General features: G+C 72.9%; 14 protein-coding genes. 5 read left to right on the plus strand and 9 right to left on the minus strand.

Features of this window, described 5'->3' with window-relative positions; all coding sequences use genetic code 11:
• Positions 1 to 22: 22 nt before the first annotated feature.
• Complete coding sequence (locus NX794_RS34700; RefSeq protein ID WP_037674056.1) at positions 23 to 232, plus strand: helix-turn-helix domain-containing protein; 210 nt, start codon at positions 23 to 25, stop codon at positions 230 to 232.
• On the plus strand, positions 232 to 798 hold the full coding sequence (locus NX794_RS34705; RefSeq protein ID WP_258783689.1) for a Clp protease N-terminal domain-containing protein: 567 nt from the start codon (positions 232 to 234) through the stop codon (positions 796 to 798). Before NX794_RS34700 ends, NX794_RS34705 begins: the two co-directional genes overlap by 1 nt.
• Positions 799 to 824: 26 nt before the next feature.
• Here NX794_RS34705 and NX794_RS34710 read toward each other — a convergent pair whose 3' ends face one another.
• From NX794_RS34710 to NX794_RS34740, 7 genes are all read right to left on the minus strand, one after another.
• Complete coding sequence (locus NX794_RS34710; RefSeq protein WP_258783690.1) at positions 825 to 1,877, minus strand: PadR family transcriptional regulator; 1,053 nt, start codon at positions 1,875 to 1,877, stop codon at positions 825 to 827.
• Between the two features lies 1 nt (position 1,878).
• Positions 1,879 to 2,781, minus strand: coding sequence for a DUF4097 family beta strand repeat-containing protein (locus NX794_RS34715; protein ID WP_258783691.1), 903 nt, complete (start codon positions 2,779 to 2,781; stop codon positions 1,879 to 1,881).
• A 132-nt stretch (positions 2,782 to 2,913) separates the two neighbouring features.
• Positions 2,914 to 3,096 (minus strand): DUF6104 family protein, encoded by a 183-nt coding sequence (locus NX794_RS34720; protein WP_018892073.1) that lies wholly within the window; start codon positions 3,094 to 3,096, stop codon positions 2,914 to 2,916.
• A gap of 121 nt (positions 3,097 to 3,217) precedes the next feature.
• Positions 3,218 to 7,036, minus strand: a complete 3,819-nt coding sequence (locus tag NX794_RS34725) for a multifunctional oxoglutarate decarboxylase/oxoglutarate dehydrogenase thiamine pyrophosphate-binding subunit/dihydrolipoyllysine-residue succinyltransferase subunit (RefSeq protein WP_258783692.1) — start codon at positions 7,034 to 7,036, stop codon at positions 3,218 to 3,220.
• Between the two features lie 303 nt (positions 7,037 to 7,339).
• Entirely contained in the window at positions 7,340 to 8,464 is a 1,125-nt protein-coding gene (locus tag NX794_RS34730; RefSeq protein WP_258783693.1) for a HAMP domain-containing sensor histidine kinase, read from the minus strand.
• Positions 8,461 to 9,201 (minus strand): response regulator transcription factor, encoded by a 741-nt coding sequence (locus NX794_RS34735; protein ID WP_258783694.1) that lies wholly within the window; start codon positions 9,199 to 9,201, stop codon positions 8,461 to 8,463. Before NX794_RS34735 ends, NX794_RS34730 begins: the two co-directional genes overlap by 4 nt.
• A 113-nt stretch (positions 9,202 to 9,314) precedes the next feature.
• Positions 9,315 to 9,995, minus strand: a complete 681-nt coding sequence (locus tag NX794_RS34740; protein WP_258783695.1) for a spermine/spermidine synthase domain-containing protein — start codon at positions 9,993 to 9,995, stop codon at positions 9,315 to 9,317.
• Positions 9,996 to 10,201: 206 nt separating this feature from the next.
• Between NX794_RS34740 and NX794_RS34745 the strand changes: the two genes are divergently transcribed.
• The 3 genes from NX794_RS34745 (at position 10,202) to NX794_RS34755 (ending at position 14,024) form a co-directional block, all read left to right on the plus strand.
• Positions 10,202 to 10,993: a rhomboid-like protein gene (locus NX794_RS34745; RefSeq protein ID WP_428986018.1), complete on the plus strand. Its 792-nt coding sequence runs from the start codon at positions 10,202 to 10,204 to the stop codon at positions 10,991 to 10,993.
• A gap of 89 nt (positions 10,994 to 11,082) precedes the next feature.
• A complete protein-coding gene (lon, locus tag NX794_RS34750) occupies positions 11,083 to 13,503 on the plus strand; it encodes an endopeptidase La (protein WP_258783696.1) in 2,421 nt (806 codons plus the stop codon).
• Positions 13,504 to 13,718: 215 nt separating this feature from the next.
• On the plus strand, positions 13,719 to 14,024 hold the full coding sequence (locus NX794_RS34755; RefSeq protein WP_258783697.1) for a hypothetical protein: 306 nt from the start codon (positions 13,719 to 13,721) through the stop codon (positions 14,022 to 14,024).
• A gap of 36 nt (positions 14,025 to 14,060) precedes the next feature.
• Here the strand turns inward: NX794_RS34755 and NX794_RS34760 are convergent, their stop codons facing one another.
• Both NX794_RS34760 and NX794_RS34765 read right to left on the minus strand, forming a co-directional pair.
• Complete coding sequence (locus tag NX794_RS34760) at positions 14,061 to 16,406, minus strand: ATP-binding SpoIIE family protein phosphatase (protein ID WP_258783698.1); 2,346 nt, start codon at positions 16,404 to 16,406, stop codon at positions 14,061 to 14,063.
• Positions 16,407 to 16,533: 127 nt separating this feature from the next.
• On the minus strand, positions 16,534 to 17,310 hold the full coding sequence (locus NX794_RS34765; RefSeq protein ID WP_258783703.1) for a lysozyme: 777 nt from the start codon (positions 17,308 to 17,310) through the stop codon (positions 16,534 to 16,536).
• Positions 17,311 to 17,318 lie beyond the last annotated feature (8 nt).

The raw sequence follows: 17,318 nt of genomic DNA on the forward strand, positions 1-17,318 counted from the left end.
CCTGTCAATGTAGGTTGACGCCATGACCGAGGCAACCGATCTCGCCGAACGCGCCGGTGACCGCGACCCCCGGGTCGGACTGCGCGCCGTGGCCGCCCTGCGCCGGCTGCTGGAGCAGCTGGAGGCGGTCCAGGTGCGCAGTGCGCGCCATCAGGGCTGGTCGTGGCAGGAGATCGCCGCGGAACTGGGTGTCAGCCGACAGGCCGTGCATAAGAAGTACGGGAGGCAGTGATGTTCGAGCGGTTCACGAAGGACGCCCGGAGCGTGGTCGAGGGGGCGCTGGAGCACGCCCGGGAGGGCGGTGCCCGGACCGTCGGCGCCGAGCACCTGCTGCTCGCCCTCCTCGACCGCGAGGGCGGCCGCGCCTCCTTCGCCCTGTCCGCCCTCGGGCTCGCCGAACGCCGGGAGCCGGTGCGCCGGGACCTGGCCGAGGCGCGCCGGCGGGCCGGGCTGACCCGGGCCGACACCGACGCGCTGGCGGACCTCGGCATCGACGTCACGGAGATCGTGTCCCGCGTGGAGGAGGCCCACGGGGTCGGGGCGCTGGCCGGGAGGCACGAGGGTGGCGGACGCCGGCCCCGGTTCGACCGCGGCGCCAAGGCCGTACTGGAGCGGTCCCTGCGGATCGCCCTCGCCCACCGGGACCGGCACATCGGCGACGAGCACCTGCTGCTGGCCCTCACCGCCCTGCCCGGCACGCCGGCCGACGTACTCGCCGATCACGGGGTGACGTACGCGACCGCGGCAGGCGTGCTGTACGGCCCGGAGCATGAGGGCGGGATGGCCCAGGCCGGCTGAGCCCGCCCCGCCCGCTCGCGCCCGGCTCAGTCTCTCGGCGCCTTCAGCAGGGAGCCGATCCGGGCCGCCGCCGTCGCCAGATGGTCGCGGGCCTCGTGGAACTGGCCGGGCGTGACGCCGTGGTCCCGGGCCGTGTCACGGATCTCGTCCCGGAAGCGGTCCAGCAGGCGGTCGAGGTCGCGGGCCGGGTCGCCGGTGGTCTCCTCGTGCGTCCACGAGGGCGCGTAGGCCGCCGGGAAGTCCTCCGGGGTGGCGGAGTAGTGCGGTCCGTCCGCGGGGGCGGACTCGGCCGGACCGCCGGGCGGGCGGCCGAAGGGGGACCGGTCCTTGCCGAAGTCCCGCCCGAAGTCGCCGAACTCCTTGGCCAGTTCGGTCAGCCCCTCACGCACCCCGGTCGGCCAGTCGCCCCGCGCGAAGTGGTCCTGCACCCGGCGGGCGACCCGCTGCATCTCCTCCTGCGCCTGCGCCCGCGCCCGCGCCGTGGCCTCCTGGGCCTGACGGCGGGCCTGCTGGGCCTCCTCGCGGGCCCGGCGGCTCTCGTCCTTGGCGCGCCGGGCCTGCTCCTTCCACTCCTGCCTGACCCGGCGCATCTCCTCCTTGGCGGCGCGCCAGGCCTCGTTGTCGCCCAGGTCGCCGAGGCCGCCGTACTCCCCGGAGGGGCCCTTCGCGCCGCCCGGGGCCGAGGCGCCCCCGCGGGCCTCGGAGGCCGCCGCCCGCATCTCGCGGCGCAGGTCGCCCGCCGCGCCCCGCACGTCGGCCTTGATCTCGGCGGCCAGCTCCGCGACCGACTCCCGGATCTCCAGCTCCAGGTCGGCCAGCTCGCCGCTGCGGTCGGCCAGTTCGGCGCGGCCCGCGTCCGTGATCGAGTACACCTTGCGGCCGCCCTCGGTGGTGTGCCGGACCAGTCCCTCGGCCTCCAGCTTGGCCAGCCGCGGGTACACCGTGCCCGCCGAGGGCGCGTAGAGGCCCTGGAAGCGCTCCTCCAGGAGTCGGATCACCTCGTAGCCGTGGCGCGGGGCCTCGTCCAGCAGCTTGAGCAGGTACAGGCGCAGGCGGCCATGGGCGAAGACGGGGGGCATGTCAGAGCACCTTCTTGTCGGTCGGGCCGTCGGCCGGGGCATCGGTGGTGTCGGTGTCCGGCGCGGAGGCGGGATGGCTCCAGGGGGCGTCGGCCTCCTCGCGCGGCGGGCGGCGCAGCAGGGCGATCGAACCCGAGACCGTGGTGGCCCGGAGTCTGCTGGTGCCCGCGCCCAGCCGGCCGGTGACCTTGTGGGCGCCCCATTGGCCGTGCACCCGCAGCCCGTCGAAGGCGTTGGAGATCGTGCCGCTCGCCGTGTTCGCCTCCACCTCGGCGTCGCCCGGATGCGGCAGCCGGATGGCGATCTCCCCGGAGACGCTGGTGAGACCGACCTCCGTCGGGCCGGCCGGGTCCAGATCCACGATCATCGAGCCGTTGACGGAGTCCGCGCGCACGGAGCGGCCCGCGCCCTCGACCACGGTCAGGTCCCCGGAGACCGATTTGAACCGCAGGTCGCCGGTGACGGCCTGGGCCTCCACGCTCCCCGAGACGGTCTCCGCGCGGACCGGGCCGGAGAGGCCGACCAGGGTGGTGTCCCCGGTGACGCCCTTGACCACCACCGGGCCGCCGAGACCGGAGAGGACCGCGCCGGCGCCGACCACGCCCACCTCCACGCGGGTGCCGACCGGCACCGCCAGGGAGACGACGGCGCTACGTCGCCAGCCCTTGCGGTCGAGCCACTTCAGAAAACCCTTCCAGGGCAGGTCGTCGTAGGCCACGGTCAGGGTGCCGTGCCGCTCGGTGACCAGCAGGGGCGGTCCCTCGATCTCGGAGATCTCCAGGCGGGCGGGGCCCTCGTCGGTGCCCACCACGTTCACCGTGCCGTTGACGATGCGCACGTGCAGCTCGCTCACCGGGGTGTCCACGGTCAGCTTCCGTGGCTCGGCGACGGACCAATCGGGCATGGGGACCTCCTGGGCAGCACTCGGATACGTGAGCGCGACACGCCATATCGCGTCTCCTGTGAAACACGATATATCGTGGCCCGGGGAAGTCAAGACACCCTTTCGAGGGCGCGGCCGACGCCCCCCCGGGGGCTACTCCTCGTCGTCCTCGTCGTCCAGCCGCGCCAGCCAGGTCGCCAGGCGCTCCACCGGGACCTCGAAGTCCGGGTTCAGGTCGACGAAGGTGCGCAGCTGCTCGGCGAGCCACTCGAAGGTGATCTCCTCCTCACCGCGCCGCTTCTCCAGTTCTTCGATGCCTCGGTCGGTGAAGTACACGGAATGCTCTCCTGGGGTTCGGCCGGGGGCCGGAAGGGGTCTGTGTCTCAAGGGTAGAAGGGCCTGGCCCCGAGTCCGGACGGACTCGGGGCCAGGCCCTTCACGCGGAGGTGCCGGAGGCTCAGGCCTCGAACACCTCGCGCACCAGCTGCTCCTGCTCGGCCTGGTGGCGCTTGGCGGAACCCACCGCCGGGGACGAGCCGTGCGCGCGCGAGATGCGCCGCAGCCGCTCGCCGGCCGGGATGTCCGCGCCGACCGCCAGGTCCAGGTGGTCGATCAGGTTGAGCGCGATGAACGGCCAGGCACCCTGGTTCGCCGGCTCCTCCTGCACCCAGAGGTACTTCTCGGCGTTCGGGAACTTGTTGACCTCCGCCTGCAGCTCGGCACCCGGCAGCGGGTACAGGCGCTCGATGCGGATGATCGCCGTGTCCGTGGCGCCCCGCTTCTGCCGCTCGGCCTCCAGGTCGTAGTAGACCTTGCCGGCGCAGAAGACGACCTTGCGGACGGCGGCCGGGTCGACCGTGTCGTCACCGATGACCGGGCGGAACTGCCCGCTCGTGAACTCCTCCGCCTTCGAGGCCGCGGCCTTCAGGCGCAGCATCGACTTCGGGGTGAAGACGATCAGCGGCTTGTGGTGCGGGTTGTGCACCTGCCACCGCAGGAGGTGGAAGTAGTTCGACGGCGAGGTCGGCATGGCGACCGTCATGTTGTTCTGCGCGCACAGCTGCAGGAACCGCTCCGGGCGGGCCGAGGAGTGGTCCGGGCCCTGGCCCTCGTAGCCGTGCGGCAGCAGCAGGGTGACGCCGGAGGTCTGGCCCCACTTCTGCTCGGCCGAGGAGATGAACTCGTCCACGACCGTCTGCGCGCCGTTGACGAAGTCGCCGAACTGCGCCTCCCACATCACCAGCGCGTCCGGGCGGGCCAGCGAGTAGCCGTACTCGAAGCCCATGGCCGCGTACTCGGAGAGCAGGGAGTTGTAGACGTTCAGGCGGGCCTGGTCGTCGGAGAGGTACTGGAGCGGGGTGTACTCCTCGCCGGTCTCCCGGTCGATCAGCACCGCGTGGCGCTGGCCGAAGGTGCCGCGCTGGGAGTCCTGGCCGGCCAGGCGCACCGGGGTGCCCTCCAGCAGCAGGGAGCCGACGGCCAGGGTCTCGCCCATGCCCCAGTCGATCGTGCCGTCCTCGACCATCGCGGCCCGGCGCTGGAGCTGCGGCTGCAGGCGCGGGTGGACGGTGATGTGGTCGGGGACGTTGACCTGGGACTCGGCGATCCGCTTGACGGTCTCCGCGGAGATCGCGGTCGGGACCGTGACCGGGAAGCCGTCCTGCGGGGCCTGGGCCTCGCCGCCGGCCGGCTGCGAGGTGGCCTCGCGGACCTCGGTGAAGACCTTCTCCAGCTGGCCCTGGTAGTCCTGGAGCGCCTGCTCGGCCTCTTCCAGGGTGATGTCGCCGCGACCGATCAGGGACTCGGTGTAGAGCTTGCGCACCGAGCGCTTCTTGTCGATCAGGTCGTACATCAGCGGCTGGGTGAAGGCCGGGTTGTCCGACTCGTTGTGACCGCGGCGGCGGTAGCAGATGAGGTCGATCACCACGTCCTTGTTGAACGCCTGGCGGAACTCGAAGGCGAGCCGCGCCACGCGCACGACGGCCTCCGGGTCGTCGCCGTTCACGTGGAAGATCGGGGCCTCGATCATGCGGGCCACGTCCGTCGCGTACATGGAGGAACGCGAGGACTCGGGGGCCGCGGTGAAGCCGACCTGGTTGTTGATGACGATGTGGACCGTGCCGCCGGTGCGGTAGCCGCGCAGCTGCGACATGTTCAGGGTCTCGGCCACCACGCCCTGGCCCGCGAAGGCCGCGTCGCCGTGGATCGCCACCGGCAGGACGGTGAAGTCCGTGCCGCCCTTGTTGACGATGTCCTGCTTGGCGCGGGCGACGCCCTCCAGGACCGGGTCGACCGCCTCCAGGTGCGAGGGGTTGGCGACCAGCGAGACCTTGATCTGCTCGCCGTCCAGACCGGTGAAGGTGCCGTCGGCGCCCAGGTGGTACTTGACGTCGCCGGAGCCGTGCATCGACTTCGGGTCGAGGTTGCCCTCGAACTCGCGGAAGATCTGCGCGTACGACTTGCCGACGATGTTGGCGAGGATGTTCAGGCGGCCCCGGTGGGCCATGCCGATGATGACCTCGTCCAGGCGCGACTCGGCCGCGCTGTCGATCACCGCGTCCAGCAGCGGGATGACGGACTCGCCGCCCTCCAGGGAGAAGCGCTTCTGGCCGACGTACTTCGTCTGCAGGAAGGTTTCGAAGGCCTCGGCGGCGTTCAGGCGGCGCAGGATGCGCAGCTGCTCCTCGCGCTCCGGCTTGGAGTGCGGGCGCTCGACGCGGTCCTGGATCCACTTGCGCTGCTTGGGGTCCTGGATGTGCATGAACTCGATGCCGGTGGTGCGGCAGTACGAGTCGCGCAGCACGCCGAGGATGTCGCGCAGCTTCATCATCGACTTGCCGGCGAAGCCGCCGACGGCGAACTCGCGCTCCAGGTCCCACAGGGTGAGGCCGTGCTCGATGATGTCCAGGTCGGGGTGCTTGCGCTGGCGGTACTCCAGCGGGTCGGTGTCGGCCATGACGTGGCCGCGGACCCGGTAGGAGTGGATCAGCTCGAAGACGCGGGCGGCCTTGGTGACGTCGTCGTCGTGGGAGGCGTCGATGTCCTTGAGCCAGCGGACCGGCTCGTAGGGGATGCGCAGCGCCTCGAAGATCTCGTCGTAGAAGCCGTTCTCGCCGAGCAGCAGGTTGGCGACCTGGCGCAGGAACTCGCCGGAGGCGGCGCCCTGGATCACCCGGTGGTCGTAGGTCGACGTGAGCGTCATGACCTTCGAGATGCCGAGCTTGTTCAGGGTGTCCTGGCTGGTGCCCTGGAACTCCGCCGGGTAGTCCATGGAGCCGACGCCCATGATCACGGACTGGCCGGGCATCAGGCGCGGCACGGAGTGGACGGTGCCGAGGCCGCCGGGGTTGGTCAGGGAGACCGTGACCCCGGTGAAGTCGTCCATCGTCAGCTTGCCCTCGCGGGCGCGGCGGACGATGTCCTCGTAGGCCTGCCAGAACTCGAAGAAGTTCAGCGTCTCGGCCTTCTTGATGGCGGCCACGACCAGCTGGCGGTCACCGTTCGGCTTGACCAGGTCGATGGCCAGGCCGAGGTTGACGTGCGGCGGCTTGACGAGGGTCGGCTTGCCGTCCTTCTCGCCGAACGCGTGGTTCATCGCCGGCATGGCCTTGATGGCCTGCACCATCGCGAAGCCGATCAGGTGCGTGAAGGAGATCTTCCCGCCCCGGGCGCGCTTGAGGTGGTTGTTGATGACGATCCGGTTGTCGAACAGCAGCTTCACCGGGACCGCGCGGACCGAGGTGGCGGTCGGCAGCTCCAGCGAGGCGTTCATGTTCTTCGCGACGGCCGCGGACGGACCACGCAGCGTCACGTACTCGGGACCCTCGGGGGCCTCCGTGGCGGGGGCGGCCTCGGCCTTCGGCTGAGCGGGCGCCTGTGCGGGCTGCGCCGGCTTGGCCGGGGCGGGGGCCTTCGCCGCGGGGGCGGGGGCCTGCGCGGGAGCCGCGGCGGGCTTCGCGGGCGCCTGTGCGGGCTGCGCGGGCGCCGGGGCGGCGGCCTGGGGGGCCGGGGCCGCGGGCTTCGCCGGAGCGGCGGCAGGGGAGGTCTCTGCGGCCCCCGCGGCCGCAGTCCCCGCCGGGGCCGGGGTGGCGGGAGCACCCGGCTTGTAATCGGCGAAGAAGTCCCACCAGGCACGGTCTACCGAGTTCGGGTCCTGGAGGTACTGCTGATAGATCTCGTCGACGAGCCACTCGTTCGGTCCGAACGCGGCTGCGGGGTTCTTCCCGGCTTGGTCGTCGGTGGAGACGCTGGAGTTACTGGGGGACTGTGGCGACACGGCGGCAACCGCCCTCTTCCGCTTCACAAGGTGATGGACAGCGGGAATAAAGGCTACGCCCCCGAGGGGGTGAAGGTCAGGTCGGGCCCGTTCATCGTCGCGTAAGTCACATCGGAAATCTTGTTTCAGGGCTTGAAATGGCGGGAAACAAGCGTGGTTCCGCATGCGAGAGGGTGCACCGGCGCGAACCCGGCGCGCCTTCGTTCGAAGGGTGGCGCGGGGCCGGCTCCGATCACACGTGCCGAGCTGCGCGGGAGCGGCGGCGAGCGTCGTGGATCTTGTGCTTCCGGATCGAACCTTACGTCAACTCGATGCCGAGGAGAGCCCCGGAAGGGTGACGATGATCCGGCAGCCCCGCTCGGATTCGGCCACACCGATCCGGCCGCCGTGCAGGTCCACGGCCCAGCGCGCGATGGCCAGGCCGAGCCCCGTACCGCCGTCGCTGCCCGGTCCGTGCGGGCGGGTCATCGCGCCGCGGTTGAACCGCTCGAACACCCGGTGCCACTCCGACCGGGGGATGCCGGGGCCCTCGTCCAGGACCTCCAGCGCCAGCGACTCCGGGCGCGGGCCGCGCCGTGCCTTCACCGTCACCCGGCCGTGCGGGGGGCTGTGCTTGACCGCGTTGTCGATCAGGTTGGCGACGACCTGGTGGATGCGCTCGGGGTCCGCGTGCGCGGTCAGCTCCGGCGGGGAGACGTCCAGGTGCAGATGGACGTCGGTACGGGTGTGGCTGCCGGAGCCGGAGGCGATGCCCGCGCGCGCGGAGGCCACCATGTTGGCCTCCTTCAGTACGCCGGACAGGTACGGCCACACCTCGAAGCGCCGCGTCTTCAGCGGGACGACGCCGTTGTCCAGGCGGGACAGGTCCAGCAGCGTCTCCACCAGCCGGCCCAGCCGCTCGGTCTGCTTCAGGGCCGTGCGCATGGTCTCCTGGTCGGGCTCGGTGACCCCGTCGACGATGTTCTCCAGCACCGCGCGCAGCCCGGCGATGGGGGTGCGCAGCTCGTGCGAGACGTTCGCGACCAGTTCCTTGCGCTGGAGGTCCTGGGCCTCCAGCTCGTCGGCCATCACGTTGATCGTGCCGGCCAGGTCGCCGAGTTCGTCCCGGCGGCTCTCCCGGACCCGGCGCGTGTAGTCGCCCTCGGAGATGGAGCGGGCCACCGCGTTCATCTCGTCCAGCGGCATGGTGAGCGAGTGCGCCACGAACTGCGTGATCAGCAGGGTGGCGATCATCGAGAAGACGGTGATGAAGCGCAGCTCCGTCTTGGTGTGCACCGAGACGATCGACAGACCGGTGGTGATCAGCACCGAGATGACGACGAGCGCGCCCAGCTTGGTCTTGATCGAGAACGGGCGCACACCGCCCCAGGGCCCCTCGGCGGGGATCCCGGGGTTCCTCCGTACGGCCCGGCGCCCGTCGCCGCTCACGGGTTCGGCGTCTCCAGCGCGTATCCCACGCCGTGCACCGTGCGGATCCGCTCGGCGCCGATCTTCCGGCGCAGCGCCTTGATGTGGCTGTCGACCGTGCGGGTCCCGGAGGCGTCCGCCCAGTCCCACACCTCGGCCAGCAACTGCTCCCGGGACAGCACCGCGCGCGGGGTGTTCGCCAGGCACACCAGCAGGTCGAACTCGGTGGGCGTCAGGTGGACGTCCTCCGCCTTCACCCGCACCCGGCGCTGCGCGTGGTCGATCTCCAGCTCGCCGAGCCGCAGGATCCCGCTGCGCGGGGTCGCGGCGGCCAGCGCGGCCCGCTCCACGCGGCGCAGCAGTACGTGCACCCGGGCGGCCAGCTCCCGCATGGAGAACGGCTTGGTCATGTAGTCGTCGGCGCCGACCCCGAGCCCGACCAGCATGTCGGTCTCGTCGTCCCGCGCGGTGAGCATCAGCACCGGCACCGGGCGCTGCGCCTGCACGCGCCGGCAGACCTCCAGGCCGTCGAAACCGGGCAGCATGATGTCGAGGATCATCAGGTCGGGCTGCCAGGCCTCGGCGGTGTCGACCGCGGCGGGGCCGTCGGTCGCGGTCTGCACGAGGAATCCCTCGGCGCGGAGCCGGGCCGCGATGGCGTCGACGATCGTGGGGTCGTCCTCCACGACCAGCACCCGGCGCTGCGCGCCCTGGGTGGTCGTCGCCGCGCCGCTCTGGGAGGTGTGTGTCTGCTCCATCGCCCGCCCCTGCTTGTTGCTTTCCGGAACCCGTGGGGTGATCCCATGTCTGCGCTTGACGCTTGAATGATCGGCGTCAGGGCAGCACATTACGGGGACTCACCGCGGTGTCGCTATCCAGGTCGGACGCCGAGATGCACGGCGTCCGGAACGCCCCGGGCAACGGGGACCTCTTCGGTACGCACCTGACGGAACCCGGCATTCCACAAGGTTCCTTCAAATTCCGGAGAGGGCTGCGCGGACCAGACCGCGAGCACCCCGCCGGGTGTCAACAGCCGTGCGCAGGCGGCGAGTCCGGACGGCGCGTACAGGCCCTCGTTGTCCGCCGTGACCGTCCAGTCCGGTCCGTTGTCGATGTCGAGGCACAGCGCGTCGAACGTGTCCGATGTCTCATTGACGTAAGTGAGCAGATCGGCGTCCACGATCTCCGTGCGCGGGTCCGCGAGCGCGCCCGCGGAGATCTCCGCCAGCGGCCCGTCGCGGTGCCAGTCGATGACCGCGCGCTCCCGCTCCACGACGGTGATCCGGCCCCACCGGGGATCCGCGCTCGCGTGTGCGAGTGAGAAGCCCACGCCCAGGCCGCCGATCAGCACCTTCGGAGCCGGGCGGCCGTCCAGCGCGGCGGCCGCGGCGTCGACCAGCAGCCGCTCCGAGCGGCCGTCCGAAGTGTCCATCAGGAAACAGCCGTTGGCGATGATCTGCAACAGCGGTCCGTGCCGGCGCAGCACCACCTCGCCGTACGGTCCGGCGCGCCGGTCCAGGACCACCGGGGAGTCGTAGGAGGCAGCAGTCATGGGTTCATCCTGCTCGAACGGGGCCCGACCGGCACGGGAATTGCCGATGACGGACCGATCGGGTGGCCGGGGCGCGGGGCCCGGACGCGGTCGACGGGTGCCGCCGGGTGAGAGGTTGCTGAGGATCCGCTCCCGCGTGGCGCCGGTCATAGACAGCGCGCCGGTGAACACCAAGGGTGGGGTGTGAACGGAAGGAGCGGCCCACGTTGGAACGGATCACGCCGGGCCCTGCCGCGGCCACGTCCCCGCCTCTTCCGGAGGGCGTCGCGGCACCCGCCGAGCTGCTGGACGGCATGCCCCGCCAGCGCGGTACGGGGGCGGCCGTGTCCGCCCCGGCAACGGCACCCGCGCCCGCGTCCGCCCCACCCCGGCGCTGGTGGCTGCTGCTGCCCACCCCGGCCGGTACGCCGTTCACCTTCGGCTACACCGTCCTGCTGGCCGTCACGTCCGTGCTCGCCGCCGTCGCCGGGCCGCACCTCATGCACGCCGTCTACCAGGGCTCCAGTACCGACGTGGCGCACCTGCTGCGGGCGCCCTCGGTGGTGCTGCCCGCGAGCGCGCTGTGGATCGCGGGCGGGGTGCTGTCGCCGTACGCGCTGGCCTTCGTGCTGGTGCTCACCGCGCTGGAGCGGCGGGTCGGCGGGGCGTACGCGGCCGGTGTGTTCCTCGCCGGGCACGTGCTCGCCACGCTCGCCACGGAGGTCCCGGTGGGGCTCGCGGTGCTGTTCGGGCACCTTCCCGGCTCCTCGCTGCACCGCCTCGACTACGGCATCAGCTTCGGCGTCGCCGCCAGCGTGGGCGCGCTGGCCGGTCTGCTCAACCCCTGGCTGCGCGTGCCCCTCCTCGCCCTGGTCACCGGCCTCCTCCTGGACGCCCTGCTCGCCTTCGCGGACCCGATGACCGACTGGGGCCATCTGATCGCCCTCGCGATCGGCGTGGCGTCGTGGCCGCTCCTGCGCCGCCGGGTGCGTCCCGAGAAATCCCGCGCCGCCCACTGATCGCTCACAGCGAACGCCCTCCGGGGAACACCGGGCCGCCCCCGGCGGTTGAGTCGGCATAGCTCAAGTTGACTGCCTAAGGGGAGATCATGGCTGCTGAGTCCACGGCGTTCACGCTCGTCCTGCCCGTGCTGCCGCTCGACGACGAGGTCGTGCTGCCCGGCATGGTGGTTCCGCTGGACCTGAGCGACGCCGAGGTACGGGCCGCGGTGGAGGCCGCCCAGGCCGCCGCCCGGTCGGAGCCCGGCAAGCCCAGGGTGCTGCTGGTACCGCGCGTCGACGGCACGTACGCGAAGACCGGTGTGCTGGGCACGGTCGAGCAGGTCGGCCGGCTGGCCGACGGCGACCCGGGGGCCCTGGTCCGCGGCCGGAGCCGGGTGCGCATCGGCGCCGGCACCACCGGCCCCGGTGCCGCGCTCTGGGTCGAGGGCGCCCGGGTCGAGGAGGAGGTGCCCGAGCCGCTGCCCGGCCAGGTCGCCGACCTCGTCAAGGAGTACAAGGCGCTGGCCACCACCTGGCTGAAGAAGCGTGGCGCCTGGCAGGTCGTGGACCGCGTCCAGGCCATCGAGGACGTCTCCGCGCTCGCCGACAACTCCGGCTACTCGCCCTTCCTCACCACCGAGCAGAAGGCCGAACTGCTGGAGACCGCCGACCCGGTGGCCCGGCTCCGGCTCGCCACCCAGCAGCTCCGCGATCACCTCGCCGAGCAGGACGTGGCCGAGACCATCGCCAAGGACGTCCAGGAGGGCGTCGACAAGCAGCAGCGCGAGTTCCTGCTGCGCCGTCAGCTGGAGGCCGTCCGCAAGGAACTGCGCGAGCTGAACGGCGAGCAGGACGGCGAGGAGTCCGACGACTACCGCGCCCGCGTGGAGGCCGCCGACCTGCCCGAGAAGGTCCGCGAGGCCGCGCTCAAGGAGGTCGACAAGCTGGAGCGGGCCTCCGAGCAGTCGCCCGAGGGCTCCTGGATCCGCACCTGGCTGGACACCGTCCTGGAGATGCCGTGGAACGCGCGCACCGAGGACGCCTACGACATCCGGGGCGCCAAGTCCGTCTTGGACGCCGAGCACGCGGGCCTGGACGACGTCAAGGAACGCATCACCGAGTACCTGGCCGTGCGCAAGCGCCGTGACGACCGGGGCCTCGGCGTCATCGGCGGCCGGCGCGGCGGCGCGGTGCTCGCGCTCGTCGGCCCGCCCGGCGTCGGCAAGACCAGCCTCGGCGAGTCCGTCGCGCACGCGATGGGCCGCGAGTTCGTCCGCGTCGCCCTCGGCGGCGTCCGCGACGAGGCGGAGATCCGCGGCCACCGCCGCACCTACGTCGGCGCGCTGCCCGGCCGGATCGTACGGGCGATCAAGGAGGCCGGGTCGATGAACCCGGTGGTCCTGCTGGACGAGATCGACAAGGTCGGCTCGGACTTCCGGGGCGACCCGGCCGCCGCCCTGCTCGAAGTCCTCGACCCGGCGCAGAACCACACCTTCCGCGACCACTACCTGGAGGTCGAACTCGACCTGTCGGACGTGGTCTTCCTGGCCACCGCCAATGTCCTGGAGGCCATCCCGGAGGCGCTCGCCGACCGGATGGAGATCGTCCGCCTGGACGGCTACACGGAGGACGAGAAGGTCGTCATCGCCCGGGACCACCTGCTCCCGCGCCAGCTGGAGCGGGCCGGTCTCGGCGCGGACGAGGTCACGATCGCGGAGGACGCGCTGCGGGCGCTCGCCGGCGAGTACACCCGCGAGGCGGGCGTGCGCACCCTGGAGCGGACCGTCGCACGGCTGCTGCGCAAGATCGCCGCCCAGCACGAACTGGGCGAGCGGGAGCTGCCGTTCACCGTGCGGGCGCGGGACCTGCGGGGCCTGATCGGACGCCCGCACCACGTGCCCGAGTCCGCCCAGGACCCGGCCGAGCGCCGTACGGCCGTCCCCGGAGTGGCGACCGGCCTCGCGGTGACCGGCGCCGGCGGCGACGTGCTCTACGTGGAGGCGTCCCTCGCCGACCCGGAGACCGGCGCGGCGGGCCTGATCCTGACCGGTCAGCTCGGTGACGTCATGAAGGAGTCGGCGCGGATCGCGCTGAGCTTCCTGCGCAGCCACGGCGCCGAACTGGAGCTGCCGGTCGGCGACCTGAAGGACCGGGGCGTGCACATCCACTTCCCGGCGGGCGCGGTCCCCAAGGACGGCCCGAGCGCCGGCGTCACCATGACGACGGCCCTCGCCTCGCTGCTGTCCGGGCGGCTGGTGCGCACGGACGTGGCGATGACCGGCGAGGTCTCGCTGACCGGCCGGGTGCTGCCCATCGGCGGCGTCAAGCAGAAGCTGCTCGCCGCCCACCGCGCCGGGGTGACCACCGTGGTCATCCCCAAGCGCAACGAGCCCGACCTGGACGACGTCCCGGCCGAGGTGCTGGACAGGCTCGACGTCCACGCCGTGACCGACGTCCGCCAGGTCCTGGAACTGGCGCTCGCGCCCGCGACCAGCGGTGCGGCGCCGGAGGTTCCGGCGGCGGCGTGACGGACGCCGCCGGACGAGCGGAGGCCCGGGTTCTCGTGAGGGAGGCCCGGGCCTTCGCGCGAACTCGACATCCCGACGTAACGGGCGATTCGGGCCCCGTCAAGCCCCGAATCCCCGGAACATGACCCCACCCGCTCCCGCCCCGCCTACTGGAAGCACGGGCCGCGCCGGAGACACCGGAACAGACCAGGCCCCCGTACCAGGAGGAGTGAACCATGGAGCGCACGAACGAGACCCGGCACGCCGACCGCTCGAAGCTCGGCACGCGCCTGGCGGCCGCGGCCGCCGCCACCGCCGCCGTCGCGGGCGGCATGCTGCTGCCGGCCGTCACGGCCACGGCGGCCCCCATGCCGCAGGCACCCGCCGCGGCCCAGGCGCTGACCGGCCACGACCGAGACCGTCACGATCACCACGACCGTGACCACCACCAGTGCAGGGACCACTGGGACGACCATCACCACGACCACCACGACCACCACGACCACCACGACCACCACGACCACCACGACGACCGGCACTGACCGGCGCGCGGCGCGGTGGAGCGGTCGGCCGGGGCCTCAGGGCGTTCCGACCGACTGCTCCGCCCACACCGTCTTGCCGACCCGGTCGTGCCGGGTGCCCCAGCGGTCGGCGAGCTGGGCGACCAGCAGCAGGCCCCGCCCGCCCTCGTCGAAGGTGCGGGCCCGACGCATGTGCGGGGTGGTGCCGCTGGCGTCGTACACCTCGCTGATCAGGGTGTCGCCCTGGTGGATGAGCCGGAGCCGGATGGGCGGGCGGCCGTAGCGGATGGCGTTGGTGACCAGCTCGCTGACCATCAGCTCGGTGGTGAACGCGGCCTCGTCCAGGCCCCACGCGGCGAGCTGCTCGTCGGCGTACCGGCGGGCCAGGGAGACCACGGTGGGGTCGTCGGCCAGCTCCCAGGAGGCGACCCGGTCCTCGTGCAGTGCCCGGGTACGGGCCAGCAGCAGGGCGATGTCGTCGTCGGGGCGGTGGCTGAGCAGTTCGGTCAGGACCCGGTCGCAGACCGCGTCCAGCGAGGTCGCCGGACGCCCCAGCGCGGCGAACATCTTGTCCAGCGCCTCGTCGATGTCGTGGTCCCGGGCCTCGAACAGACCGTCGGTGTAGAGGGCGAGCAGACTGCCCTCGGGCAGCTCCGCCTCGACCGCCTCGAACGGCAGCCCGCCGAGGCCCAGCGGCGGTCCCGCGGGCACGTCCAGGAGGCGGACGGCGCCGTCCGGGGTGACCACGGCCGGCGGCGGGTGCCCGGCCCGGGCCAGGGTGCAGCGGCGCGAGACCGGGTCGTAGACGGCGTACAGGCAGGTGGTGCCGATGCCGCCGGCGGTCTCCGCGTCCGGGTCCGCGCTGCCCTCGTCGGCGGCGAGCCGCAGCACCAGGTCGTCGAGGTGGGTGAGGAGTTCGTCGGCGGGCAGGTCGACGTCGGCGAGGGTGCGCACCGCCGTCCGCAGCCGGCCCATGGTCGCCGAGGCCCGGATGCCGTGGCCCACCACGTCGCCGACGACGAGCGCCACCCGGGACCCGGACAGCGGGATCACGTCGAACCAGTCGCCGCCCACCCCGGCCCGGGACGCGGCCGGCAGATAGCGGGTGGCGATCTCCAGCGCGCCCTGGTCGGGCAGCGGGTGCGGCAGCAGGCTGCGCTGGAGCGCCATGGTGGTGGTGCGCGAGCGTGGCAGGTCACGGGCGCGCTGGATGCCGTCGGCCGCCTTGGCGGTGAACTCCTGGGCGAGCCGCGTCTCCTCCGGGCCGAACGGCTCCCGGTCCCGGCGCCGCCCGAAGAGGGCCACGCCGAGGAGGTCGCCCCGGTCGAGCAGCGGCACCGCGAGCAGCCAGCGGGACCCGGAGGAGCGCAGCCAGGCGGCGCCCGGGTCGAGCGTCGCCCACGCGGCGACCGCCGGGTCCGTGGCGTCGTACAGCAGCGGACGGCCCGCCGCCATGGAGTGTGCCGGCGGGGAGTCCGCCGGGCAGACGACCGCCTCGCCGACCCCGGCGCCGGCACCCGGCCCGGCACCGTCCGGGACCGCGCGCAGGGCGGCCCGGCGCAGGACCAGCGGACCGGCGTGCTGAGGGCCGGCGCGCGGGGCGTCGAGCAGGTCGACCGTCATGACGTCGGCCAGCCGGGGGACCGTCACCTCGCCGAGTTCCCGGGCGGCGCGGGCCCGGTCGGCGACGGTGCCGACGCGCGAGCCGCTCCGGTCGGCCGGAGGCGGGGCGCCGGTCTCCCCGGCGGGCTGCTGGGTGGACAGGCACACGGCCCGCACCCGTCCGCCGGCGTCCTTGAGCGGGGTGAGGACGGCGGCCAGGCCCAGCTCCGGGGCGAGCCGGACGCGCACCTCCTGCGGCCGTCCGCTCTCCAGCGCGAGCCGCATCGAGCGGTCGGCCTCCTCGCTCGCCGCGCCCGGCACGATATGGGCGAGGCACAGCCCCCGGATCGCCGCCTCGGGCAGGGCCAGGGCGTGCTCCATCCGCCGGTTGGCGCGCACCAGCCGCTGCTCGGCGTCGAAGATGGCCAGCGGGAACGGCGACTGGAGGAAGGTCCACTCCTCCAGCGGCTCGCCCCGGGGCGGCTGGGCGCGGGCCGGTACGGCGATCACCACCAGCCAGTCGGTGGCTCCGGCGGCGCTGGTACGGCGGTGCGCGAGCACGCCCAGTTCCCGGGGCCGGCCGTCGCGGTGGCGCAGCGGGATCGTGCCGTTCCAGCGCTGCCGTCCGGCCAGGGCCCGGCGTACGGCGGCGCCGTCGGCGGCGAGCAGCGCGGTGGCGGGCCGGCCGACGACGGCGGCGGAGTCGTAGCCGAGCAGCCGCCGGGCGCCCTCGCTCCAGCCGGTGAGGATGCCCTGTTCATCGATGGTGGCCGTGGCCGTGTACGTCGACTGTCGCTCCATCGCCGCTCATCTCGCCCTTGCCCTTGCTCGGCACGCTCCTCCTGACCAGCATGATCCCGGCCGGCGCGGAGCACCAACGCACGCTCCCGGCCCCCGCCGGAGGAGACGGGGGCCGGGGCGCGGGGTGTCAGCCGTTGGCCAGGGCCCGCACCCGGTCCAGGGCCCCGTTGAACTTGTCGTGGTCGCCGACGGTCGGCCCCGACGACGTGTACTGCCACATCGTGTAGAAGGACCAGCCGGCCGGCAGGGTGCCCGGGTCCGAGGCGTACCGGGCGATCCAGAGCGGATTGTTCGCGGCGAAGCCGCCGGAGTTCCCGGTGCACTGGCTCCACCAGCTGGTGGCGGTGTAGATCACCGGGTAGCGGCTGGTGCGCGCCTTGTAGGTGGTGACGAAGTCGCTGATCCAGCCGACCAGCTGGCTCGCGGTCCTGCCGTAGCAGGCGGCGCCGTACGGGTTCCACTCGATGTCCAGTGCGGCGGGCAGCGTCCGGCCGTCCCGGGACCAGCCGCCGCCGTGGTCGACGAGGTAGTTGGCCTGGGTGGCGCCGCTGGTGGTGTCCGGGGTCGCGAAGTGGTAGGCGCCGCGGATCATCCCCACGTTGTAGGAGCCGTTGTACTGCTGCGCGAAGTAGGGGTTGGTGTAGTACGTGCCCTCGGTGGCCTTCGTGTAGGCCCAGCGGACCCCACTGCCCCAGAGGGTGGACCAGGCGACGTTGCCCTGGTGTGCGGAGACGTCCACGCCCTCGGTCTGGGTGGCGTCGCCGGTGGTGGGCGCCCCGGCGCCGCCGTCGTGCGCGAGGACGCCCATGCCCAGGTAGGCGGAGCCGCGGCTGGGCACGGTCGCGGCCTGGGCGGAGGCGAGCGGGAGGGTGAGGGCGAGCGTCGCCAGCAGGGCCGTGAGCAGGACGGCGA

This window comes from Streptomyces pyxinicus, from assembly GCF_024753135.1.
GTDB lineage: Bacteria > Actinomycetota > Actinomycetes > Streptomycetales > Streptomycetaceae > Streptomyces > Streptomyces pyxinicus.